The 23,540-nt window shown below is 42.2% G+C and carries 22 protein-coding genes and 1 pseudogene; 5 read left to right on the forward strand and 18 right to left on the reverse strand.

The window, feature by feature from the left end:
- Positions 1 to 455: 455 nt before the first annotated feature.
- The 12 genes and pseudogenes from MHH86_RS22335 to MHH86_RS22390 all read right to left on the reverse strand — a co-directional run bounded on the left by MHH86_RS22335 (position 456) and on the right by MHH86_RS22390 (position 11,610).
- A complete protein-coding gene (locus MHH86_RS22335; RefSeq protein ID WP_038572611.1) occupies positions 456 to 1,031 on the reverse strand; it encodes a dihydrofolate reductase family protein in 576 nt (191 codons plus the stop codon).
- Between the two features lie 199 nt (positions 1,032 to 1,230).
- Entirely contained in the window at positions 1,231 to 2,703 is a 1,473-nt protein-coding gene (locus tag MHH86_RS22340) for an amidase family protein (RefSeq protein WP_076148247.1), read from the reverse strand.
- 28 nt (positions 2,704 to 2,731) lie between these two features.
- Positions 2,732 to 3,190, reverse strand: a complete 459-nt coding sequence (locus tag MHH86_RS22345; RefSeq protein WP_036683075.1) for a GNAT family N-acetyltransferase — start codon at positions 3,188 to 3,190, stop codon at positions 2,732 to 2,734.
- A gap of 155 nt (positions 3,191 to 3,345) precedes the next feature.
- Positions 3,346 to 4,455 carry a hypothetical protein gene (locus MHH86_RS22350; RefSeq protein ID WP_038572617.1) on the reverse strand — a complete coding sequence of 370 codons (1,110 nt, stop codon included), beginning with the start codon at positions 4,453 to 4,455 and terminating at the stop codon, positions 3,346 to 3,348.
- Between the two features lie 114 nt (positions 4,456 to 4,569).
- A complete protein-coding gene (locus MHH86_RS22355; protein WP_340892309.1) occupies positions 4,570 to 5,061 on the reverse strand; it encodes a serine hydrolase in 492 nt (163 codons plus the stop codon).
- A 35-nt stretch (positions 5,062 to 5,096) separates the two neighbouring features.
- Positions 5,097 to 5,633: pseudogene (locus MHH86_RS22360) on the reverse strand (serine hydrolase domain-containing protein); the annotation flags it as partial.
- Positions 5,634 to 5,835: 202 nt separating this feature from the next.
- On the reverse strand, positions 5,836 to 7,020 hold the full coding sequence (locus MHH86_RS22365; RefSeq protein WP_076317224.1) for a glycosyltransferase: 1,185 nt from the start codon (positions 7,018 to 7,020) through the stop codon (positions 5,836 to 5,838).
- 308 nt (positions 7,021 to 7,328) lie between these two features.
- Entirely contained in the window at positions 7,329 to 7,769 is a 441-nt protein-coding gene (locus MHH86_RS22370; RefSeq protein ID WP_051491267.1) for a DUF6678 family protein, read from the reverse strand.
- A gap of 122 nt (positions 7,770 to 7,891) precedes the next feature.
- Complete coding sequence (locus tag MHH86_RS22375; RefSeq protein ID WP_036683081.1) at positions 7,892 to 8,335, reverse strand: GNAT family N-acetyltransferase; 444 nt, start codon at positions 8,333 to 8,335, stop codon at positions 7,892 to 7,894.
- A gap of 178 nt (positions 8,336 to 8,513) precedes the next feature.
- Entirely contained in the window at positions 8,514 to 9,368 is an 855-nt protein-coding gene (locus MHH86_RS22380) for a hypothetical protein (protein WP_076223596.1), read from the reverse strand.
- 405 nt (positions 9,369 to 9,773) lie between these two features.
- Entirely contained in the window at positions 9,774 to 10,556 is a 783-nt protein-coding gene (locus tag MHH86_RS22385) for an SDR family oxidoreductase (RefSeq protein ID WP_076296293.1), read from the reverse strand.
- A 286-nt stretch (positions 10,557 to 10,842) separates the two neighbouring features.
- Positions 10,843 to 11,610 (reverse strand): nucleotidyltransferase domain-containing protein, encoded by a 768-nt coding sequence (locus tag MHH86_RS22390; RefSeq protein WP_076317223.1) that lies wholly within the window; start codon positions 11,608 to 11,610, stop codon positions 10,843 to 10,845.
- Positions 11,611 to 11,960: 350 nt separating this feature from the next.
- Between MHH86_RS22390 and MHH86_RS22395 the strand changes: the two genes are divergently transcribed.
- Together MHH86_RS22395 and MHH86_RS22400 are read left to right on the forward strand one after the other, a co-directional pair.
- Positions 11,961 to 13,163 carry an IS110 family transposase gene (locus tag MHH86_RS22395; RefSeq protein ID WP_076121959.1) on the forward strand — a complete coding sequence of 401 codons (1,203 nt, stop codon included), beginning with the start codon at positions 11,961 to 11,963 and terminating at the stop codon, positions 13,161 to 13,163.
- A gap of 321 nt (positions 13,164 to 13,484) precedes the next feature.
- Positions 13,485 to 14,750, forward strand: a complete 1,266-nt coding sequence (locus tag MHH86_RS22400) for an IS110 family transposase (RefSeq protein WP_036684113.1) — start codon at positions 13,485 to 13,487, stop codon at positions 14,748 to 14,750.
- 414 nt (positions 14,751 to 15,164) lie between these two features.
- On the opposite strand, the gene MHH86_RS22405 is transcribed toward MHH86_RS22400, so the two are convergent.
- The gene (locus tag MHH86_RS22405; RefSeq protein WP_076317236.1) at positions 15,165 to 16,088 is read right to left on the reverse strand and encodes a helix-turn-helix transcriptional regulator; all 924 of its coding nucleotides are present in this window, start codon (positions 16,086 to 16,088) and stop codon (positions 15,165 to 15,167) included.
- A 318-nt stretch (positions 16,089 to 16,406) separates the two neighbouring features.
- Positions 16,407 to 17,108 carry a type II CAAX endopeptidase family protein gene (locus tag MHH86_RS22410; protein WP_339809626.1) on the reverse strand — a complete coding sequence of 234 codons (702 nt, stop codon included), beginning with the start codon at positions 17,106 to 17,108 and terminating at the stop codon, positions 16,407 to 16,409.
- Between the two features lie 91 nt (positions 17,109 to 17,199).
- Here MHH86_RS22410 and MHH86_RS22415 point away from each other — a divergent pair, with 91 nt between their 5' ends.
- The gene (locus MHH86_RS22415) at positions 17,200 to 17,943 is read left to right on the forward strand and encodes a MerR family transcriptional regulator (RefSeq protein WP_038572641.1); all 744 of its coding nucleotides are present in this window, start codon (positions 17,200 to 17,202) and stop codon (positions 17,941 to 17,943) included.
- Between the two features lie 49 nt (positions 17,944 to 17,992).
- Here MHH86_RS22415 and MHH86_RS22420 read toward each other — a convergent pair whose 3' ends face one another.
- The gene (locus MHH86_RS22420; protein ID WP_036683107.1) at positions 17,993 to 19,165 is read right to left on the reverse strand and encodes an MFS transporter; all 1,173 of its coding nucleotides are present in this window, start codon (positions 19,163 to 19,165) and stop codon (positions 17,993 to 17,995) included.
- 183 nt (positions 19,166 to 19,348) lie between these two features.
- On the opposite strand from MHH86_RS22420, the gene MHH86_RS22425 reads away from it, so the two are divergent.
- On the forward strand, positions 19,349 to 20,209 hold the full coding sequence (locus MHH86_RS22425) for a LysR family transcriptional regulator (RefSeq protein WP_339809623.1): 861 nt from the start codon (positions 19,349 to 19,351) through the stop codon (positions 20,207 to 20,209).
- 84 nt (positions 20,210 to 20,293) lie between these two features.
- Entirely contained in the window at positions 20,294 to 20,695 is a 402-nt protein-coding gene (locus MHH86_RS22430) for a VOC family protein (protein WP_036683113.1), read from the forward strand.
- A gap of 737 nt (positions 20,696 to 21,432) precedes the next feature.
- On the opposite strand, the gene MHH86_RS22435 is transcribed toward MHH86_RS22430, so the two are convergent.
- From MHH86_RS22435 to MHH86_RS22445, 3 genes are all read right to left on the reverse strand, one after another.
- Entirely contained in the window at positions 21,433 to 22,134 is a 702-nt protein-coding gene (locus MHH86_RS22435) for a YetF domain-containing protein (RefSeq protein ID WP_036683116.1), read from the reverse strand.
- 242 nt (positions 22,135 to 22,376) lie between these two features.
- A complete protein-coding gene (locus tag MHH86_RS22440; RefSeq protein ID WP_036683117.1) occupies positions 22,377 to 22,730 on the reverse strand; it encodes a VOC family protein in 354 nt (117 codons plus the stop codon).
- A 149-nt stretch (positions 22,731 to 22,879) separates the two neighbouring features.
- A complete protein-coding gene (locus MHH86_RS22445; protein ID WP_076272182.1) occupies positions 22,880 to 23,491 on the reverse strand; it encodes a DedA family protein in 612 nt (203 codons plus the stop codon).
- Between the last annotated feature and the right edge of the window lie 49 nt (positions 23,492 to 23,540).

Below are 23,540 nucleotides of genomic sequence, written 5' to 3' on the forward strand. Positions count from 1 at the left end.
AACCTAACACTCTTGCCCTTGGCAAAATGAACTCGTGAGTAATCCTTTCAAGTGCACGAAACCTGAATAACCTTAAATACGTTAAAGTAATATACAAATCTACAGGAGGTTTTTATAATGAGATACATGCTGCAGGCGCACCAATAACCTGTCCTTGCTGTCAAAACGATACCTTTGATCTGGATTATAAACTGCTTAACACAAGCGGCGCATCATTTTTAGGCTTTGACTGGGCGAACAAAAACGCTGCCATCCTTATTTGTAAGCGATGCACCCATATTTCATGGTTTATGAAAGAACCAACATCTGATTAGTGTTTGGTAAAAATAAATTATTAGACTGGATCCATTAAAACAAGCAGCGGCGGACCAAGACTTGATAAATAAAGTCTTAGACTGCCGCTGTTGTCGTTCCAATAACGTTCCTCGTGAGCGTAATCACCTTAAGTGACAAGGTCATCTTACCGTCTGGTAAACGAGACCTATGGCTCCAGAATCAAAGGTCTTGTTTTCGATTAGCTTAAGATTTCTCTTCTCCTTGAGACCTTGGAATAATGGCAATCCCTTACCGATCAGGACGGGAGAAACCGTAATTTTATACTCATCAATTAAATCAAGCTGCATAAGGTGGTGTGCGAATCTAGGACTGCCGAGGATGACCATATCCTTGCCGGGCTGCTGTTTGAGGTTATTGATCTCTTCCTCGACAGCTTCTTTCACGAGTCTGGAATTATTCCATTCGACTTTCTCCAGCGTCGTGGAAAAAACGATCTTAGCTGTCTTTTCGATCCACTCGGCATGATTCCGTTCATGCTGCGAAGCTGATGGGTTCGAAGGGACAGATGGCCAGTAACTGTGCATCATCTGATAAGTCCCACGTCCCCAAATGACAGTGTCGGCAGTACTCAGAATTTCTTTCGCATGGTTCTCCAAATCAGCATCGTAGGAAACCCAGCCAATGTCCATTTCACCATTCGGCCCTTCTACAAAACCGTCAAGCGATGCGTGAAGAAATAGAACGAGTTTTCTCATTTTCAGTTCTCCTTTGTTCATGAAGGATATCTACATTAGACATTAACTACATTTTAGCAGAATTCAACTTGGGTTGTTTCTTATGGATTGCTAATCTCAAACGCTCTTTTCTTCACTTTGGTATTTTTATCCACATCAACATTTTAGCAAACATACGTTCGTTTGTAAATGCACCTTTTTCTAATTTTCAAATCATCTTTCATTTCTTTAGAGCCGGCATTTTTCTGTGTTTCGTTTGTTGTTCGAATGCAAATGCAATCCGAATGAGTGTCGGTTCACTAAATGCCGTTCCTGCAAATGTGATCCCAAAGGCTCTTCCATTCTCTTGAAAGCCTGCGGGCACTGCTATAGTTGGATAACCTGCTCTAGCACTTAAATCAGCTCCGACATAAGCAGGAAACAGGATTGCATCCAATCCATACTTTTCTAAAGCATGATCGATCCCTATATTTTGCGAATAATATAAGTCAGAGATAGACTCTACAATATATTCCGAATGATTCAACGGTTTATCTAGCTGTGATCGATAGTTCAGCATATCTTGTCCATATTTCAAAGCCTTTTCCGAATTCCGCTCGTTCCATTCAATCAATTCATTTAGGTTATGGACAGGAAGTTGAGCCGGAAGGTTATATAAGTAATTTTCAACGGAATGCTTAAATTCAAGATTCATTTTGTTATATTTCCACTCTCTATGGAACGATGGAATATCTATATCTTCTATTATGTTGGCTCCAGAATCTTTTAATTTAGCCACAGCATCATTAAATAAATGTTCATCATATTCACCCATGTCACAATAATTCTTAGGTAGAGCATTTCTAAAAACGCCTATGGTCGCTTTATTTAATCCGTCTTTATCCAAAAATGCTGTGTAGTCCATAGTAGAATATTCATTTTTCCAAGTAGCAGGATCACTTTCATCTTTTCCCGTAAGTGCATTTAATAAGATCGCAACATCTGTCACATTCCTTGCCATAGGTCCAGCTGTATCCTGAAAATATGACCATGGAATTATGCCTGATCTACTTATTAGACCTACAGTTGGCTTTAAACCAACAATCGCGTTTTGCACAGATGGACTTAAAATAGAGCCAGACGTCTCTGTCCCCACGGCTACTGTTGAAAAATTGGCTGCAACAGAAGCGGCAGAACCCGTACTGGAACCCCCCGGAAAATGATCCCCGTATGGATTTTTGGTTTGTCCTCCTATTGAGCTATACCCAGCCCACATGGATGATGACATCCCATTTGCCCATTCCGTCATATTTGTTTTTGCAAGTATAATTGCCCCAGCATCCCTTAGTTTTTGGACAAGAAAAGCATCGTTTGAGCTAACATGGTTTTCCAAAGCTAATGCGCCAGCGGTTGTATGCATTTTATCATTCGTTTCAATATTTCCTTTCAATAATACAGGCACACCATGTAAAAGACTTCGTGCTCCGCTTAATTTTCTCTCCTGATCTAATGCCTCGGCAATAAAAATCGCATCTGGATTCATTTCCATAATAGAGTTTATCATGGGACCACTCTGGTCAAACGTTGCTATCCGATACATGTAATACATAACAAGTTCCCTAGAACTAACATCCCCTCTTACCATTGCATCCTGCAGTTCGAGTATCGTTATTTCTTCACTCTTTATTTTTGCTAATTCGAAGATATGCTCCATGATAACTCCTGCTTTCCATTTGGGTCATTTATGTAATAGTGTCATGTTCATATATTTTGGTGGGCCGTCCCCACTCGAAGTTATCCAGACCTATCTCCTTAAATCCATATTTCTCATAATAAAGAATATGATCCGTCGCCAAGTAGACTTTTGCATAACCTAGTTGTCCAGCTATTTTTCTGGCATGCTCCAACAAAACGGCTCCTAGTGCTTTGCCTCTCTCACTTTCGTCAATAAACAATGGCGCAATCCAAGGTGATAAATCTTTTCGAGTTATAAATTCCTGCTCAATTAATTGATAAAACCCGATGATTACATCATGTTTCAACAGCAAAAATGTAAAAGGAACCTCCTCATCTTTTGAGATTAAACTTTCTTGTATATTGGGGAGCACAACTTGTTGTACTTTTGGCCACCGTTCTTTGACATACTCAATAAGCTCATTTTGACGAAGAGGACATTCTTGTAAGGATTTAATATCTAGCATCTAACCATCCCTTCTTGTAAAAAGAAATTCCTATACCCATGTCTGCTCTCACAATAGTCATCCACCAGCTCTCAAAAATGCATAGCAGCAAGCCCCGAGTGGGGCTTGCTGTAGGTTGTAAATACTAAAGTAGGTTATAACGCTGGTTCACTTCATTACTTAGAAACCGGTGTATAGATCAGGCAGCGCAGCGTCTTCTCGGGATAGCGCAGCTCTGCCGTGTAGGTGCTACCGTCTTTCAGTTTGACCAAGACCGCTACCACTCCGCTTTTGTCATATGCACTGTCTTTAATGATAGAGGAGCTGGTTATCGCACGGGTCTCGCCCTGCTTGTCCACCACAATGGATTTAGCGGCTTGAAGCCAGCTGGAATCCTGGCTAATCTTTTTATTTATAGCTGCTGTAATCGGAGTTCTCTTATAGGACAGATCCACTATCGTGGTATCCAGTACGGTCCCACTCTTTGCATCCACGAACGTATTATACATGAAATAGGACTTATCCTGAGCCCGCAGTGTCTCTGCCCGGTAAGGTAGAAAATTAACGAACCATTGCCCTTTCGAATCAGGAAAAGGCTTATGATATGAGGTCTGAGCCTGCAACTTAGAAAGATCCACACCGAATAGACGGCTTACGCTCTCTTTTGCTCTGCGTAGGGCTTCATCCTGACTGATGTCCTTCTTATCTGGCTGTGCCACGACAAGATTGAGGCTTACCACATAATTAAAACGGTAATTCCAGTCGATCAATTGCAGCATTTCTTCATCGGTCAGTTCGCGCTTAGGAAATACATAGGTAAATTTGCTTTGATCCAGATAAAATTCGGAGCTCCCTGATTTCAAAGGTAGCTTCTGCTTGGGCCGTAAACCATCGTACTTGTATTGATCATCCAATAACATCCGCCGCTTATTCTCCTGGTCCGTAAATTGCCGCGTAAGCTGTTCATCCTTGCCAGTGAGCCTGGCCTTCTCTGCATACTCATTAATCTGCTTAATTTCTTCAGCGGTGACTGTGCGCTCAAAATACGACTTGATCGTCGAGACTGGTGTTTTGGTTGCAACCTTAAGTACCGGGATCTGGCTGCTCGCCAGTTGAACAGCAGGCTTCTGGTTGAGTTCTTGCGTGTAGGAAACGTTCGCTTGAGACACATTCTGGTTCACTGTAGTGTAAGCGACGATTTTGGGCACTGCCAAAGCAGTCAGGGCCAGCAGACCACCGGATATCGCGATCACCCCAAGGGCTGATTTCACATCTTTACTCTTCATTTCTCATAACCTCCATAGTGTAAGTGGGCTTGACTTACATGTACTTTAAGTTACGAATGTTATAAAGTACGAAGCCCCTTGTTATGAAGTTGTAAAATCAGTTACAGACTCGTTCTAAATATTGGAGCCAAGCAACAGATCAAGGATTGGGAAGCATACACCGCCCATGTTGACATAGTCACAATTACTCATAACAGAAATAGCGATTTTTTCATCGGGAAGCAGGAACAGATTGCTTAAGAATCCAGTATCCCAGCCGGAATGTGAGAGAATACGAGAACCTTTATATTCTCCTAGAAACCAGCCCAATCCTATCTGTGCATTTTCCGGATCATAGCCCGTTTGTGCATGAGGTTTCCACATTTCATCATAGCTACCTGGCTGGAGGATTTCATTGCCGTTCCCGGCTGTTCCACCGTTTAGATGCATCGACAGATATTGGCACATATCTTCGGCATGGGTATATAAAGTGGAGCTAGGTGCATGGGCCCTGTTATATGGAAAAACACTACTAACGCAGCCACCACATTCATGGGTAGCTCCAAGCACATGAGGTGCAGCAATATAAGCTTCAACCTCCTGTTTAAGAAAAGAACTGGACTGCATTCCTGTTGGTTCAAGGATATTTTTTCCATATACTGCTCGAAGCTCATATCGCTGACTTTTGCTATCATATCTCCCAAGATCTCATATCCTATATTACTATAGGCAAATTTCTCTCCCGGTTGGCTTAACAGCTTGTGGTGACCTATCCCTTTTACATATCGTTCAAGACTTTGCTCGTCGTATTCAGGGCGATCCCACGCATAATCTTCCTCATCAGGCATACCGGAGGTATGATTCATAAGCTGTCTTATTGTTATATTTTGATACCGCTCATCCTCTAACTTAAAATATGACAGGTATTTAGTGATGGGGGCATCCAATTCTACCTTACCACGCTCAACTAATTGCATAATGGCGGTTGCTACGAAGGTTTTGGAGACAGAGGCTTGGTGAAACAAAGTGCCACGAACTACAGGATCACCCGTCGATAAATTTGCCGTCCCATATTCACCAGTAAACAGAACTTGGTTGTCCTTTACGATTCCGGCCGCTAATCCCGGAAACTTTTCATTTTCCACAAACTTGATTAGCATTTCATGCAAAATATCCTCTATCTTCTGATTCGTGTACATTTTGTCCTCCCCAATGACAATAAAGCACCATTTTCAATAAATTCACCCATACAAATAATAACATCTTATCGACCCTTTATCTGGTAATAAATAATTATAATCAAATAAACAGTCGCTTACTTGAAAAGGCAGCAATTCATTTCCCGAGCTTCCGAGCCAGCCTCCAATTAGAGGACCCACAACGCGTGGTCTTTCTACCTTGCTAATAATATCCATGAATCGTCTTCACCTGCCCTTCAACAACCATAGATTTTACGGCTGAAACAGACGGCTGCCGCAGCTTGATAACCTCTAAAGCCTCAGTAACGATAGCATCCGCAGCTGATTTCCGGGAAAAGTTCTTCATATCCTGCACCTTTTCATCCCTGTACCCCAGATGCTCCAATCTCTGAAGCTGCTCTACTAACTGCTCCTCGTTTCGGGCAATCTCTATTAAATTGTGTTCAGACAACCATTCTGCATTGCCTGCCTCCTGACCTGGGAGCGGACGATAGACAATTACAGGAAGTGCTAGAGCCATCGCCTCAGTCAAGGTAATCCCCCCTGCTTTGGTCAACAGACAGGAGGATATGCACATTAGCTCCTGCATTTCTTCTGTATAACCCTGTATGTGAACCCGAGGATTCTCTTGAAAAAGCTCTTCCGTAGCCATCTGGAGCTTATGATTATTCCCGCACAATACCATTACATCGAAGTTTGATTGCTGCAGCGCCCTTATTATTAAATGGTTAATATCACTCAACACGCCGTAAGCCCCTGCCGCAAGTAATAGATAATGTCGATTTCCATCTAGTCCATGCTTACGTAAAAGGCCTTCACGTTCCTGAGTCTGTTCAAAAGCTTCACGAATCGGAATCCCGCTAACCACAAGCTTTTCTTCAGCAATACCTAATGACATCAGTTCTGCTTTCATACTTTCCGTAGCAATAAAATACTTCGAGGTTTGTGGATGAAGCCACCTGCCATGAACCACATAATCCGTCATGACAGTGAAAAGGGGGATTCGTCTTCCCTTTGTTGATGCAAGCTCAGCAGCGGCCAAATAGGGAAAGGTATGAATGATAATATCCGGTCCAATCTCGTCGATGATCCTTTGCACTTTCCGCTTGCCCATAGAATGAATCCATTTACCCATGAACTGGTCTGGTTTAATCTTGCTCGTCAACTTGTACACTAATCCATAAAATTCTTGAGTATAACCTGTGCTGTTCAGATAGAATCTGCGGGACAGCTCATTCAGACTAGGGTAGACTGCAGCGAAAAGATCCAAGGTAACAATCCGGCTGATCCCTCTACGTCTAAAAGAATGATCAATTGCTTCTGCTACTTTGATATGCCCGTCTCCAAATGCCGAAGTTACAATAAGTACTTTAGGATCTGTGTTCATGAGAAAGCTCCTTTTTCGCTTGGCCTTCTCTAACTCTAACTCTGAATCGTAAACAGATAGTGATGAGATCCTCAACTGAATATTAACTTCATGATTTTCTATAGAGCGAAGCAAACGAAGAAATCCGCAGAAAAAAACACAGTGCATCAACCTCCAGTAACGATAGGATTAATGTTCTGTGTTTAGTTAAAGGCCAACTGTGTCCGAAAGCATCTTCGAACGTGTAATATGATCAAATTAAATGAAAGTTGGTGTCTGAGTAAATAAAGTTTTAGACTGCCGCTGGTTTATTGAACTAACGTGTCCCGTTAGCTCAATTGATTACCTTTGAAAAGTGAGTCTGTATTTGATATATATCCATAAATGAAAAATGTATTATTTTCTTCTCTATACGGAATTCTTAATTCATGTAAAATCGAAAGAAATTCTTTACTTATGTCAATTAATTCAGGAGGAAGCAGATTCCCCTTGTGCTTCTGATACCTTGGTCTAACCCGTATCCATTCTACAGAAAAAAAAGGTGAAAGTCCTTCTATCCAATCCCCTAAATACCAGACGTCGTTTTCGAAGTTCTCTGGATAAAGTATATCGTCTAATACATACTTAGCTTGATATGGAGGGGTAAAAGGTAGTTTATTTAGTACATCACTTTGTAAGTTTCCCCACTTAGTGTCATTCATAACTGAACATAATTGTTTCTGTGTAATAACTTCATGTACCCTTTTTTTAAAATCCTGTTCAAAACCCACAATTAAAAATCCTCCTGAATAACAACATAAATCCCACGCTGACCTGCCCGTGTGTCGTTATTGAGTTATCGTTATCCGTTAACTTAATACAAAATGGCTGCTCGGCTATTACATATTCAAAATTAGTCAAGTTTAATAATCTTATCAAAGCAGTATGAATCTTTGTCATAGCCACTATGCACATAGAAAGCATGGGCGTCGGTTCGCTTAAATCCGCTACATAAAATAATACTTGATATTTCCATTTCTTTAGCGTAATTTTCAGTGTATCTTAGTAGTTCTGTACCTATCCCACTATGCTGTAATTCCTTTTTAACAGCAAGCCCTTGAATATGTAGATAACCATTCGAAGACCCTACGGATAACGCCTGAACTATAGTGACAAAACCAACCACATCATTTTCAAATAATGCAACGAATGTTTTGTAATTTCCAGCCTTATTCATGTTTTCCATAGTAACTCGAAAGTTTTCAATATTAACATTGCGAACGCCAAGTACATCATTCCATAAAAAAACAACTTCAGTATAATCATTTGCTACAACTTCTCGTATTTTAATTTCCATCCCCCCCTTTATAGAAATATTCAAGCAAAGGATTCGACAATTGATGAAGCAATCCTGCCCGTAACTTTAACAAATAAAAGAGGAGCATTGTCATGGCAATGCTCCTCAGCTATCGTTTCCCGTAAGCTTTATAGATTGCCTCTTTTTCAGCCTGCAATCATTAGAATCCATTCTCTCATTAGTTTGTTGTTTTATAATATTCTGATAAAATGCCCTCTAAAACTTGCTTATAATCATTTTTATTATAAGAAGAGTTATCAACTTTTATCTTGGTAATGTTTAATCTGTTAAAAATTTCTTCTTCCAGTTCCCTTCTTGCTTTAAGAACCTGCAGTGTTCCATCTAACCCTTTATAATTTTGTTCTTTTCCATACCCTTGGTTCGTGTAATATTCAATAAATCCCTCTGACCATTCCTGAGGTCTTTCCTTTACAGCCTTTCTGAAAGAATGATCAAGATCATTCTGCTGTACATATATCAACAATGGATTCAATCGCTCTACAATTGTTGCCAGTTCAATAACATAACTTATAACGTCTTCCTTCTTCGCACCATGTTTAATCATGCCTATAGTTACAGGGTTTTGTATAAAACAACAATCAAAAACAAAGGTGTCTGCGCCATACAAAACACGATCCGCAAACTTCTTCCATCTTTCTGTTATCAGTTTCCTATTTTGATCTAGCGGCAATTCATAAATATCATGTTTAAAAACTGCGTGATGCAATTCATCTGGAAAACTTGACCAGACTTCATTTTTTATTTTCCGATATTCCAGGAAGTAATCGTTACCTTGTTTAATCATTAGATTACTCAACAAATCTTTAAACTTTTTATGGGTATTCAATAATTCATCGCATTCGGTTTTCTTAAAGAAAGCGACTCCATCATAATCAGCAGGATGTTCCAGATTTCCTTCTAAAAAAAGCTGGGATGTAATGTTCACTTCCGTAAGAATTTCATGAACTTGCTGAGCAGTTGTTGTTTTACCAGATCCTGGCATTCCCTCAATCAAGACTAACTTCGATCGCATAACAAAGTTCCTCCACTCGCTAGTAGAAGGATAAACAGGTAGGAATCAATAGAGATGCTGTTATGCTGTTTCCCACGAATAAAAGCGGATACCATCAGGTATCCGCAGGATGGGTATATGATACACCTTTTCCTGCATACCCTATAAGATTAAAGAAAAGCATACCTAATAAAATAGTGTAGTCACTATTTCAGGCATCCTTTCAAATTGTTAATCTTTACAGAGTATTCCACATGATAAGTTTATGCTCCTTTGTTTGCATCTCTATTGTTTAGATTAACAGTAAGCATAGGTAAATACAATCAGGGACTTTCTAAACAATCCTGCCTGTTAGCTTAATAAAAAGAGCAGGATACCGAAGCACCTGCTTATCAAAGTAATGTATTATTCAACTATCGTTCTCCGTTAGTTGAATCCACCCGTGGAATGTAAAACTTGGCCGGTAATCCACTCCCCATCATCGCTGGCTAAGAATGCAACCAGACGAGCTGCATCCTTAGGCAATCCTACTCTACCTGTTACAAATTGCTTAGATAACTGCTGTCGTAGGTCAGGAGTCATCCAGCCGGTGTCTGTGGGTCCAGGATTTATCGCATTTACGGTGATGCCTTTCGGTCCCACCTCTGCTGCAAAAGTTCGTGTGAAAGCATCTATTGCCCCTTTCGTTGTGGCATAAGAGATTTCACCAGCCATGGGACCTAGTGATTGGCCCGATGTCATATTAATAACTCGACCACCTGCCGATTGCGTAAACCGTCTAGCGAATTCCACACTAAGCATAGTTACCGCCCTAACATTAATTGCGTAGTGTGCATCCAAAGACTCTGGGGTAATCGTGGTTAAGTCATCGTTAACCGAATAACAAGCATTGTTAACAAGAATGGAAGGTTCTCCCAGCTTCTGCTCAACGTTATTTAATAAATCCACAAAGCTTTCAGGTACAGAAAGATCCATCATTAGGTGTTCGCAACGAACGCCCATGGAACGTATTTCCTCACAAAGTTGCTTTTGCTCCTCGTTATTGCTACCCCAGGGCATCTGTTGATCGTAACTAACCCAGTGTGTAAAAAATACATCAGCGCCTAGATAGGCCAACTCTTTGCATACTGCAGCACCGATTCCTGTGCTGCGACTTGCACCTGTTACTATTGCGATTCGACCTGTTAATCTGCCAAGTGTAGTATTCATGGGTCTTTTCTCTCCTTTTTATTTTGAAGTCGCATTAAACTGCGGTGACTATTGTGCAAATCTGCCCGTTACTTCAATGAAAACAGCAGGCTACCGTAGCGCCTGCTCATTAACGTGTATTATTCAACTAAAGTTCCCGTTAGCTCAATAGTCATATGTTTTAATTAGAGTCGCTGCTTATAGTTGTGAGGCTTGCCAAACACCTAACGCAGTGACGTCCCGACGGGCTTAGGGGGCTGGATGTGGTCACTCGCTTCTCAGAGTGACCCGGAGCGTCAATATGGTGTTAGCCGAAGGAAGTTCTGGAAGCAGCCATTGCATTTAAGACGTTCTCAAAATAGCTACATACTTCATCTGCAATTCCCAGAAACTCTTCAACAAGTACATTACTATCCAAGTAACAAGCATACAGATAATCAACTAAAGCGGAGTCAATCTCACAATAGTTTAATAGGGCATCCTTCATCTTAATAATGTCATCTTGCCATACACCTGTATCTTCTAAAACCAAAGAGTATAATGCACGAATTAATCTCTTAGAGTAACCTTTAATATATCTAGTTTTCATTGTGTTATCACTAGCATTAGAAAGTAAACTATGTATACGATCTATTTCCTCCTTGGTCTCTGTATTTAAGTCTAAAATGAACTCTGGAGAAATAATTATCGGTGGTACTTTTTCACCAACGTCATGACCATATATGCAAACACAAATTATCTTTACCCAAAAACCCCACTCATTTGGTTTACTTAATACATCGTCAATCGAGCAAATTATCGTATCAATCTTAGTTACTATTGGATATTCTTCCAAAAGCCTGTCTTTAATATTTGACAATCTTTCGTAATCAATATCTTTGGGATTTACACATACAATAGTAAAGTCTGCATCTGACTTAAAAGGTTTAGCAGTTCCTTTTGGAATCGAGCCACACATATAAATGCTATGAATCTTACCTTTGAATTCGGTAAGTATATTATCTATATACTTATCAACAAAATCCTTATATTCACTTTGTATTTCAATTCTATTTATAACTTTTTCTAATATCATATAGACTCCTCCTAAACTAAGAACTTCTTTCGGCTAACGCCTTTTTGCGAACTTCGTAAATTCGTCATGACTTAAGTTATTCGCGAAATCATTCAACTATCCTGCCCGTTCGTATTATGAGGTCACCAGATCTTTCTGGTCGACCTTTTTTTGTATGGTCGTAAGATAGCGGTAGCCGGGGATCGAACGTTTCTGCCCGTGGGACTTGGATCCCGAGAGCTATTCTGTTCATCCCCCTACTTGTTCAACCATGGTTAGGCTGGTTGGGACGTTGATCCCGTATCACATGCGATAGTGTGGAAGACAAGAAGGTTAGGGGTTGCCGGTGAAAATACTACAGGAGTGATGTCATGAATCCAGTCATTGGTTTGGATGTGTCCAAGGGAGAGAGCCATGCACAAGCTTTTTTAGACCGTGGAGTACCTCATGGGAAGATCTTTAAATTTAATCATGATCTAGAGGGATTATCGTCTTTTCTTAATTATGTTAGAGCAGTGGAATCAGCTGCTGGGGTGAGCCCTTGCATTGTAATGGAGGCAACAGGTCATTATCATAGCCCTGTTGTTCAGTTTCTGGATGAGCACCAGTATCTATACATCGTCATTAATCCGTTAATCTCATATGAGGCCAAAAAAACTAATTTAAGACGGGTCAAGACGGATGCTGCTGATGCCTATCAACTTGGGGCACTGTTCTATAAAGAAGAGTTTGAACCCATCAAAAAACGGGGTCAGCATCTCATGAATTTACGCTATCTAACACGACAGTATGAATCCCTAACGGGTATGTATGTTCAAGCAAAACTACAATTCCAGGCCATTCTGGATCAAGTTTTTCCCGAATACCATGGCGTGTTTGGTGACCTTTATTCGAAAGTTTCACTTCGATTTCTAGCCTTACACCCGACGTCTAAAGAAGTCCTGGGTATGACTGTGGAAGAGATTACAACAACAATCCAACGTCTTACTGGACGCGGAAGATCCGTCTCATGGTGTTTGGAACGCGCTCAAATCCTAGCGGCTGCAGCAAGGCGAAATCCCTTTAAGGAGACGGCTTTTCCAAGTCATTTGATCTCCATGCAGCTGCTCATCAAATTACTTCTTCAATACCAGGACCATCTATCAGACCTTGATAAATCGATAGAGACCCTGGCTGAAGAGTTACTTGAATATGATTTAATCCAATCGATACCCGGTATCGGCACGAAAATTGCTGCAACAATTTTGGCTGAGATTGGAGAAATCGATCGGTTCGATCACGCAAAGAAGCTGGTGGCCTTTGCTGGTGTTGATCCCAGTGTATTTGCTTCAGGTAAGTTTGTGGCAACCCAAAATCGAATCACGAAACATGGCTCGAGAAGGCTTCGTACAGCCCTGTATCAAGCTGTGCGCTGTGGTATTCGTAGTAATAGAAACAAGAAATTAAGAGCTTACTACGATAAAAAGCGTGCGGAAGGAAAGCTGTTCAAAGTAGCGGTAATTGCTTGTGTAAACAAACTCATCCACTGGATTTTTGCCATCTTAACTTCAAAAGAAGCATTTCGTCTAGAATGAGCAGCATGAAATAGAAAAAGATGAAATATATTCCTGTGCCGAAGGGGACGGTTATTTGTCATATCTTTTTTTAAGTATACCACTTCAGGAATCGGCCATTAATAATTAAATATTGACAAGCTATTAGCTGGAATAGTTGAACATAGGCAGCCGATCCATTGACCGACTGCCTGTGTGTCGTTATTGAGTTATCGTTTCACGTTAGAATTCCTGTAAACTGAATAATTTGGAGTTTGAACAAAAACGAGCGCCTCGGTAACATGGGAGTTGGATACGGGTCTACAGCCCTTTTAATCTCACCATTTAGGAGGTCGCTCTACTATGAAGTTTAAAGCTCAAGACAAGCAAAATCAACTCATTGAAAACATTACCGTTCATCATTTGGTCATTGGCGTAGACATCGCCCAAGAAGTCCATGTGGCCCGCGCGGTCAGCTTTCGTGGGATTGCTTTGGGAACTCCGCTCGAATTCGGTAACCATCGTGAAGGGTTCGATCTGTTCGAACGCTGGATCCAAGATCTACTCAAATCCTACAAACTTAGCAGCGTCATAGTTGGTATGGAACCCACTGGCCACTACTGGTTTAGCCTGGCACGTTGGCTCCTCGATCAAGGCATGGAGCCCGTTCTGGTTAATCCTCATCTCGTCAAAAAGAACAAGGAAAACCGAGATAATACACCGTCTAAAAGTGACCATAAAGATGCGCTTGTCATAGCAGACATGGTCAAAAACGGGTACTACTCCCCTGTTCGTTTTCATCCCGAAGATTACGAGGAACTACGTATTCTAATGGCGAACCGAGAGACGGTTACCAAGCGCCTCAACGCTGCGGTTAATCAGATTCATCGCTGGGTAGACATTGTTTTCCCTGAACTTCGTCAGGTTTTTAAAATCCTCACTTGCACCAGTGCAATCGCAACACTCCGACTCTTCCCCTTGCCAAAAGAGATCCGTCTGTTAAATACGGAACAGGTCCTTGCCGGTTGGAAGCAATATGTAAAGCGTCATGCTGGAGTTAAACGTGCTGAGCTACTCATTTCACTTGCGAAATCCAGTGTGGGTGCCACTCAGGCACTCCACGCATACAAGCTCCATCTTGGGCAATTGCTCGAAGAATATGACCTGGCCCAGCGCCAGCTTGAACAAATTGAGCATGAGCTCCGCCTCATTCTTAAGCGTATTCCTTATGCACAGAAGCTCCTTGAAATACGAGGCATCTATGTTACGAATCTAGCTGGTGTACTCGGTGAGGCTGGTGATCTAAGCGGATATACGCACGGAAATGCTTTACTGCGTCATGCTGGGTTAAATCTAGCTGAAGCTAGCTCCGGGAAATGGCGAGGAAAGATGGTGCTCAGCAAACGAGGCCGGCCACGTTTACGTCATTTTCTTTATCTCATGACAATGAGTATGGTTATGACAAATCCGGAGATACGAGCGGCACATCGTTATAATGTAGAGGAAAAGAAACTGAAGAAGATGAAATCCATTATGAAATTAATCGGTAAAGTAGCGAGAATGCTAGTCGCATTGGCTAAAAGCAGTACCGCTTACGAACCGATCAAGGTATTCCCACAAGCAGCATAAAACCAATTAATCCTCATCGACTCATGCATTCGCAGGATAACAAGAAGCACGGAGTATCGGGAGACGTTACGCAAAAGGGCTCGGACCCGTTCCGTTAGAAAGACCGACCTCCACCCCTTAGTTAGATGTGACGAAGGAATGAAAGGGCTATGACCCGTTGAGACATGGGAGTGAGAATCGCTAGGGCGAAGTGGAGACGTGCATATAATGGAACAATATGGGTGATCCTTATTCACCCTTATTTACGCATGCCCAATTCCCCATCTCCCAGCCACCGGCTCCTTCATCATCCTCTTCATCACTTTAACTACAGGATGAAATCCTGCGAATTCATGAGTCTGAGTGAGGAAACTGAATCATTTCGAGGGAGCTTAACGCCATTGCCTATGCATCACCAATCTCCGATATACGTGTCTACTTTACTTTATTTAATAAGTTTGTCACCATTCTGCTCAATGTCCCTTGATCAACGAAAGGAGCAAGGCTTGCCAGCAGATCTGGGCTAAGATGTTCAGCTTCGACTCCACTAATTAACTTCTCGAGATTTTCCCTGTCCAGAAAAGGTACGAGGCTAATGATCCGGTTCGCATCAATAGTGCCATCTGCAACCCGGTCTACCAAGCGGCTTAACGTTTCTCTGCTAATAAAGGGTGCCAACCCTTGAACGGAATTCCAGCTCAAGCTACCCTCTTCTGCTTGTTGTACCAACCGATCTACATGTTCTTTTTCAAGAAATGGGGCAATTCCAACAAGATTGTGCACTTCTAAGGAACCGTCAATTGATTTATCTACCAGTCGGCTTAATGTGTCGCTGCTGACGAACGGAGCGAGTCCAGTAATGGTATTCCACACAATTTCGCCCTCTTCTGCCTGACGAACCAGTTCATCCAATGTATCTGTTCCAAGGAACGGAGCCAGCCGCATGATCATGTCTAACTTAAGGACGCTGCTGTCTAATCGTTCTGTAACCTTATGCAGAGCACTTGCTTTTACAAACGGCGCTACTTCTACAAGCTCTTCCACCTCCACCTCACCGGTATTGACCATCTCTGCAACTTGGTCCGGCCTGTTCTCTGCGATCTCCTCAACGATCGTTCCGAGGTGCGGGTGCTCCCGATTTTCTGCGTTGTCTCCTGCATTTAAAATGTCGTCTACCGTTTTGCCGAATAACCTCGCAAACTGCGGAAGCGTTCCGATATCCGGTAGCGAGTCGCCCCGTTCCCATTTAGATACCGCTTGATGACTTACATTCAGTTGGTCGGCAAGTTCTAATTGGGTCAAATCCTGGTCTTTGCGAAGCTTCGAAATATAAGCTCCAATTTTACGCAAGTCGAGCATTGTATACCTCCAATAAAACAAAATGTACAGTGCGCACTGTCGAAAACAGCATAGCATTTCCTCAAACGCAATCCTATCAAGCGGTGGTTGAATTATCCCAGGCGCTTTATTCAACTGCCGGTAGAATTGTCCACTTTTGTCACTTTCATTTATAGGTTTTTTTCTACAAATCATTTCCATTATCCTACCCGCTAGTTGAATTACACCCAGGCCTTTGGTCAGTACCGAAGTCTTAAATACGTTGCTCTCTCGTCCAATTAATGCAGAAACCCTGAGGCTCATCAGCGCTCATCGTTTATACATAATATAATCATCACTCTAACTCATCGCTGTTAACAACACCGCAATCGTATTAAACACACCGTGAACGATCATACCAGGCACGACCGATCCCGTACGTTCATAGGTCCATGCAAGGACAACTCCACTAATAAAATTCACGGGCATGGCATTCATAGTGGGAAAATGTGCAAGCGTAAAGATTAGCGAACTAATCACAATCGCCCAGCTCATACTAACACGAGTCCGTAACCAACGATATACAAATCCACGGTAAAATATCTCCTCATAAAATGGTGACACGATCCCTGCCGACACAATACCAATAATTATAGTAAATAGAGTGACATTTTGCTTCAGACTCTCTGTTTTGCTATTGTCCACCGTATTCCCAAGAAAACTAGTGAGATAGAGAGTCACCACACTGAATACGATAAGAATTAGTGTCCACAGCGCAATCCTCCACCAATCTTTCGCAGAAAATCTCTTTACTCCTACCTCAGTCCAAGGCATTTTCTTCGGTCGTAAAGCAATAAAATATAAACCTAACAAAAGTACAATTGCTATGGTAAGCCCTGTAAGAGTCCCTGAATAAAGAGTATTCCCCAACCATTGCTCATACATTGACTGTACCGCATATTTGATAACGAATATAACGAATACAAATTCAAGCGCAAGTAAAGCAATAAACTCACGCCATGTCCACTGATCAATCTTCTTCCACATTTCCGTGCTGGTCATCCTTAATCCCTCAATCCTCTGTGATATAATTTAATGATAATAGGTGACGTTACGTCACCTGCAAGCATTATTTTTGGGAGGAAAAAGAACCATGAATAGATGGACAACAGGACAAATATCCAAACAGCGGAACATTTCGGTTCGAACCCTACGTTATTACGATCAGATCGGTCTACTTACACCGAGTTATAAGGAAGATAACGGCCGCCGTTATTATTCAGAAGAAGATTTATTCACTCTCGAAAAGATAACGTTGCTTAAATCACTATCACTACCGCTTGAAGACATTCAAAATGTAATGGACAAGCTATCCTTTCGTCATATTCTAATCGCACATCATAATCATCTTCAGGAGCAGCTTGCTTCTCTTCAGGGCAGTATTGCAAATACTACTTCTTTGATCAACATGATTGATCTAGAAGGTACACTCTCCTGGGATCGGGTTTCTCATCTGGTCCAGAACGTACAACCCATTTCTAAACAATGGATCGATTACTTCAACGATGACGAAAGTACCTTTCTACAAAATGCACTACCCAATCTCAGCAGTAATGACCAGACCACTCAGCAATATGCCTCTTTGCTGCGCCGGATTGAGTGGTGCATACAACAATCTGTTCCACCTGAATCTGATGAAGGTTATTCCATTGCCTGTGAGTTAATAAAGCTATCACACGAAACCTTTAATGGAGACGAGGAATTGATGGAGAAGTTTTGGGAAGTGAGGAAGCTCCCTACATCAGAGTCAGGACTATATCCCGTTTCCGACGAAGCGCTGAACTTTGTGGAGCTTAGCATTGCTCACGCTCTAGAAAAAGAGACGGAACAGAAATAGGAGATTTCATCATATTGATAGATTTCTTTATACACCAGGTTGCGGTTTATCATAACTCGCTGGAGAACTTTTTTTTATTTCCTATAGCCATTTGAACGATAATCTGAAGCACGATGATTACAGCCAATCCATAAAATGCTTGAACGAAGCTGCCTGTTGCATCGTGCAGCCAGCCAATGGCTAGCGGCCCAAGCGCTCCGAGAATGTAGCCACCAGATTGGGTCATTGCGGACCAGCTACTGGCTTCTTGAGCACTGCTTGTTTCATCAATGGGCAACATCAGTGCAATCGGGAACAGCCCACCCGCTCCAATACCGAGCGGAATCGCCGCGAGCCAGGGGCTAACGGTTAGGTTCAGCATCAGGACACCCATCAACTCCAATAATGCACACCCGACAAGCCAGAATACACGTCTTTGGTAACGATGTACAAGCATGGGAATGAACAACGTAGAGGGCAGCGATATCAATGTAAATAAAGTTTGGATTTTGCCGGCCGTCTCTTGACTATACCCCTGGCTTTGGATTGCTGGTGCAAGCCAAGCGGTCAATGAATAGAAGATCGCTGCCATCAGCCCGAAGAATAATGTCAGCACCCAGGCACGTTTGTTGTTCACCGGAAGTGGTGCATTAAGTACACTGGAGATTTTACCGGATTGTCGATCTGCGTGCGCAGACCAGGCTAATCTCAACCATATCGGCAATGCAATGGCTGCGAGTAATGCCCATACAGCCAACGAGCCTCTCCACGAACCACCCAGCGTATGCTGTAGCGGAACCGATAGTCCCACACTAATGCTGGCCCCCATCACCATCGCTGTAGAGTAAATACCCACCATGGATGCCACTCGGTCAGGGAAGTACTGCTTAATGAAGCTGGACAACAGCGGCCCTGCCAATGCAATCCCTACACCGGACAGAAAAGAAGTGAACATCATCAAAGGAGTTGTACCAACAAACCATCGTAATCCCGTACCTAACCCAATGAGGATTAAAGCCAGAACAATTGCACCCTCATTTCCCCACCTTCTGCTTAATCGTACGGAAAACGGAGCAAATATACCCATACATAATACCGGAAGTGTGGTTAACAGACTGGCGGTAATCCCGCTTATACCAAGATCATTCTGAATGGTGCTCATGAGAGGAGAAATGGATGTAATGGGTGGCCGTAAATTCAGTGAAGCCAGAATAAGCGCCAAGACGATATAAAAAAGTTTCATTATGAATCACCTCATGGTAGTAGTATCGATGCATTCACCCATGATCCTATTTGTTAATAACAGATCTTTGGATGGTGCACGATTAAGTATAGAATCATTAGAATGATTGAACAATACTATAGTTTCTATTAAAATGATTACAAAAACCAATGATTAGAGGTCATTCATATGGAGATTCGTCAGATGGAAAACTTCATTGCTGTGTGTGAGGAGCTTCATTTTACACGAGCAGCTGAGAAGCTTGGCATATCTCAGCCTACGTTGAGTCAACAAATACGCGCGCTCGAGGATGAACTCGGAGTTCCCTTATTTGACCGAGTCGGCAAAAAGATTGTGATGACTCAGGCCGGAAATCTCTTTCTGGAGCACTGTGTACAGATGATTCGGCATTTACAGAATACCCAGGATGCGTTAGCTGAATTACGCAATGATCAACGAGGGCGGTTGGTAATTGGTGTTCTCCCTTCCGATCTGGACTATCGGCTCACCCCATTACTCGTGAATTTTCATACGCGATTCCCTAAGGTGCAGCTGAAGGTTATCTCTTCGATCTACGTCTTGAATCAAGTACTGGATAATGAAGTAGACATCGGGATCGAGATCATTTCCGCTCCTGATGACCGGCTTGTACGCATTCCTTTGTGCAGTGAAGAATATGTACTTGTCGTTTCCGAGAAACATGATTGGGCTGAACGAAGCACAATTGGAATCCAGGAACTGCGTAATATCCAAACTGTAATGTTCCCCGAAGGATTTACAGGCAGAGAATTGGTTGATGGCTATTGCCGTAAATATGGCTTCAGCTTAAATACGATCATGGAGACCAGTTCGGCAACTTCCATTATTAGCTTGGTTAAAGCCAACGTCGGAGGAACATTGCTGCCTTATCCTCTGATCCAAGCGATGAATGAACCAACACTACGCTGCATCCGAATTACAGACGATCCGCCATATCGTCACTTTGAGATCATTCATCGTTCCGACCGTTTTCTGACAAAATCGGCCAGGGCATTTATTGAGAAAACTATCGAGTATTTCAATTAAAGGTGAGTTGCGAAAGAGATCGCTTCTGCTGCCAGAAGTAGAGTATAGTAGGAAGAGTTGAAAATATATTAGGAGGCTACAGCCATGTCACAGGAGATTTGGATTAACCTGCCAGTCAAAGATGTTGAGAGGTCAACTGCCTTTTTCAATGAGATTGGATTCCAAGCGGTGAGTGTTGGTAACGAGAGAGCCAAGCTTGTTATAGGCCAAACAACAATTCTGCTGTTTCCGGATGCGGCGTTTGAGAAATTCACAGGTTCAAAGACCGCAGATACTTCCCATAGCGCTGAAGTAATATTCTCCATTGGTGCTGAAAGCAGAGAAGAAGTAGATGCCTTTATCCAAAAAGCAGAGTCTGCCGGAGGAAACATCTTTGGCAAGCCAAGTGAAACTGACGGCTGGATGTACGGCGCAGGATTTGCCGACCTGGACGGTCACCGCTGGAATCTGCTGTACATGGATGAGAGCAAAATGCCAAAACGCTAATATAAAAACGCAGGTCACCTGCATATTTGAACTAACCTTCCGTTAGCTAAACAAAGGCAGCCGCTCCATTGACTGGCTGCCTTTGTGTCGTAATTGAGTTTTTTAGGAGTGAAATTTGAAGCGAAAAGCCAACACCGACAAATCCAAGATATGGTGTAAAAATTTTGCTTATACGTTGATGAAAAGAGCTGGGAACGGAATGAATAAAGAAAATAGGGACTTCGCTGAACGAGTTCGATGATTTAGCTGGTCAACTGTACCTGAACATTGAATCAAAGTGGACTATATTTGATTCAGTTCCCTCTCAATACCCTAGTAATGAAAGTCAAATTGCAGATGTCTCAGAGGAAGAAAAGTACAGTCAAATAATAAAGCTGAGACGTGAAAAAATTACAGATATAAAATTGGGAGACGTTACTCCACATTTAATTATAAACTTGGAATCAGGAAGCCTATTATTTGTTAATGGTTTTCATGAGAAGTATGAATGTTGGCAGGTGGGAGTAGAATTTGATAATTGGCTGGTTGTTGCATGTCCAATGAATGGAATTGCTACATGGACCTCAAATAAATTTGAATAACAAAAAACACTCCATTGTCAGGAGTGTTTTTTGCTTTATATACTGATATACATTTTGTGGTCAAACTGTACTTTGTATTTGGAAGCATTACGGTGAACCGTATTATATATTCAAATTTCATGGCTACGCGATTACACTTTCGGAGGAAACATACGTTTATGGACCCTCAACCACATGTACCTGCACTGTAAGCTTACTATCTACGGTTGCCAAGATGACATTGTTCAATAAGTGGGGCTGTATTACCGTTTCCAGCCATTCGCGGTTTTTGCCGATTTCGCGTAACAGTGCATGTTCAATGTGGCCATCCACAATAATCGGTTTGGTCAGGTTAAATGGTTGTGTGGCCAACTTCAGATCAGCCGGAGTTACAGGCTGATAAGCCGTATTTACGAAGACAGAAAGAGTACCGCCTGGCTCCCATGAAGCAAAGGCAACCTTCGAGATATCCTCTACGCTCGACTTTCTCAGCTCTGCATACAAAAAATCAATAGGTAACTTTGCCTTCGATAGGTTCCGGTAATTAAGCTTCCCTTCCTGAATAAGAGTAATCGCTGGAGGATCGAAAAATTGTTTTAACAGTGGGATCTTTAAACTGAGCCAGATCGCGACTATGTATAGGATCACGAGCGAAAGAGTCGTAATCATGGAACCCTTCAGGCCAAGTTGCTCGTCCGACAGTGGATGCGCAATAATATTTCCCAGCGTCAGCGCGATGATGAAATCAAGAAACCTAAGCTGCGATATTGAACGCTGACCCATCATTTTGGCAGCAATTATAAGGAATACAAATCCGACAATCGAGCGTAAAATCCACCCTATTGCCGACAATGACTCTTGGCTCTTAAAAAAATCCACGCGCTCTTTTCCTCCGTTATCTTATTTTCCATTAATTAGGTTGCCCTATCTCTACCCAAGACATACAATTCGTAGCAACACTCTATGTAATGTTAGTTTTTTGTATCAGCGACATTACGCTCTACTGCCCGTTAGTTGAACAAAGGCAGCCGATCCCCTGACCGGCTGCCCCTATGTCATCATTTAGCTATCGCTATTCGACAGTTTAACAATCAAGATTTCTGCACGCCGTGACCACTCTTCTAATGTCTATGTGCAAGAATATTAATAAGTTTGCCAAACGGGTCGCGGACATAGAATCGCCGAACGCCCCAAGGCTCATCAACAGGCCCATATTCTATCGGAAATCCAGCTTTCTTCATGCTTTCAAATGTAGCATCGACATCATCGACTTCAATTGATAGATCAGGCGTAGGCGTTTCTGAGCCACCCTGTGAGGCAAAACTAATCTGAATGCTCATCTCCTCGTCTAAACCATAAGTTCTAATCCAACCATGATCCATCATTAAATCAAGACCGAGCACATCCTCATAGAAGCATTTAGCTGCCGTGATATCCTTCGTGTTTATATTGGCGACGATTCGTTTGACCTTCATTTCAAACCTCCCAGACATAAGTAGATTAATCTTGAATATAGAATACATTCAACATATAACAGTTAATTCTAGCACCGACGTTCCTAACCTTAATTTATCCATAATAAGCTGTGAGGCTCACCGAGCAGAAAACACCCGAAGAGTTGGCATTAAGTCTGGTTACGAAATCTCCGTACTAACCATCTCAACACAAGAAGCACCACGATTCCGCAAATGGTATAACTGATTGGGCGAATAAATTGCTCCACGATACCCCAGTTGTCACCTAAGCGGTATCCCAGATAGATCAAAGCTAAGTTCCACGGGATACAGCCGAGTGCTGTAAATGTTATGAATCTCCAAGCTTTCATTCCAGCAATCCCTGCGGGCAGTGAGATAAAAGTACGAATAAAGGGCAACATACGAGTAAAAAATACGGTACTCTCGCCATAACGCCCGAACCAACGCTCCGATTGCTCCAAATGATGCTCATTCAGGAGAATATATTTTCCGTATTTCTCTAATAACCGGCGTCCACCAGCCTTACCAATATAATAGGCAATGATGGAACCCAGTAGGTTTCCGAATATCCCAGCAACAGCAACTTCCATAAAAGTAAGCGAACCTTGCGCAATCAGCCAGCCACCGCTGAGCATAATCACTTCGCTGGGAATGGGAATACAGGCACTCTCTAGAATCATCCCTAACCATATGCCCCAAATGCCCATAGAATTAACAAGGTGAAGCGCGGATTCAGATATCCACGCAAATAGTTGATGCATGAGTGTTCACTCCGCTTCATAAATTTTCTATTATATAAGAAAGGAAACA

The sequence above is a fragment of the Paenibacillus sp. FSL F4-0097 genome, from assembly GCF_038593125.1.
GTDB classification, from domain to species: Bacteria; Bacillota; Bacilli; order Paenibacillales; family Paenibacillaceae; genus Paenibacillus_AQ; species Paenibacillus_AQ odorifer.

Coding starts and splice junctions, on each gene's coding strand:
- MHH86_RS22335 (WP_038572611.1), bottom strand. CDS start 1,031: ATGAGAAAACTCGTTCTATTTCTTCACGCATCGCTTGACGGTTTTGTA.
- MHH86_RS22340 (WP_076148247.1), bottom strand. CDS start 2,703: ATGGAGCATATCTTCGAATTAGCAAAAATAAAGAGTGAAGAAATAACG.
- MHH86_RS22345 (WP_036683075.1), bottom strand. CDS start 3,190: ATGCTAGATATTAAATCCTTACAAGAATGTCCTCTTCGTCAAAATGAG.
- MHH86_RS22350 (WP_038572617.1), bottom strand. CDS start 4,455: ATGAAGAGTAAAGATGTGAAATCAGCCCTTGGGGTGATCGCGATATCC.
- MHH86_RS22355 (WP_340892309.1), bottom strand. CDS start 5,061: ATGCAGTCCAGTTCTTTTCTTAAACAGGAGGTTGAAGCTTATATTGCT.
- MHH86_RS22365 (WP_076317224.1), bottom strand. CDS start 7,020: ATGAACACAGATCCTAAAGTACTTATTGTAACTTCGGCATTTGGAGAC.
- MHH86_RS22375 (WP_036683081.1), bottom strand. CDS start 8,335: ATGGAAATTAAAATACGAGAAGTTGTAGCAAATGATTATACTGAAGTT.
- MHH86_RS22380 (WP_076223596.1), bottom strand. CDS start 9,368: ATGCGATCGAAGTTAGTCTTGATTGAGGGAATGCCAGGATCTGGTAAA.
- MHH86_RS22385 (WP_076296293.1), bottom strand. CDS start 10,556: ATGAATACTACACTTGGCAGATTAACAGGTCGAATCGCAATAGTAACA.
- MHH86_RS22390 (WP_076317223.1), bottom strand. CDS start 11,610: ATGATATTAGAAAAAGTTATAAATAGAATTGAAATACAAAGTGAATAT.
- MHH86_RS22395 (WP_076121959.1), top strand. CDS start 11,961: ATGAATCCAGTCATTGGTTTGGATGTGTCCAAGGGAGAGAGCCATGCA.
- MHH86_RS22400 (WP_036684113.1), top strand. CDS start 13,485: ATGAAGTTTAAAGCTCAAGACAAGCAAAATCAACTCATTGAAAACATT.
- MHH86_RS22405 (WP_076317236.1), bottom strand. CDS start 16,088: ATGCTCGACTTGCGTAAAATTGGAGCTTATATTTCGAAGCTTCGCAAA.
- MHH86_RS22410 (WP_339809626.1), bottom strand. CDS start 17,108: ATGACCAGCACGGAAATGTGGAAGAAGATTGATCAGTGGACATGGCGT.
- MHH86_RS22415 (WP_038572641.1), top strand. CDS start 17,200: ATGAATAGATGGACAACAGGACAAATATCCAAACAGCGGAACATTTCG.
- MHH86_RS22420 (WP_036683107.1), bottom strand. CDS start 19,165: ATGAAACTTTTTTATATCGTCTTGGCGCTTATTCTGGCTTCACTGAAT.
- MHH86_RS22425 (WP_339809623.1), top strand. CDS start 19,349: ATGGAAAACTTCATTGCTGTGTGTGAGGAGCTTCATTTTACACGAGCA.
- MHH86_RS22430 (WP_036683113.1), top strand. CDS start 20,294: ATGTCACAGGAGATTTGGATTAACCTGCCAGTCAAAGATGTTGAGAGG.
- MHH86_RS22440 (WP_036683117.1), bottom strand. CDS start 22,730: ATGAAGGTCAAACGAATCGTCGCCAATATAAACACGAAGGATATCACG.
- MHH86_RS22445 (WP_076272182.1), bottom strand. CDS start 23,491: ATGCATCAACTATTTGCGTGGATATCTGAATCCGCGCTTCACCTTGTT.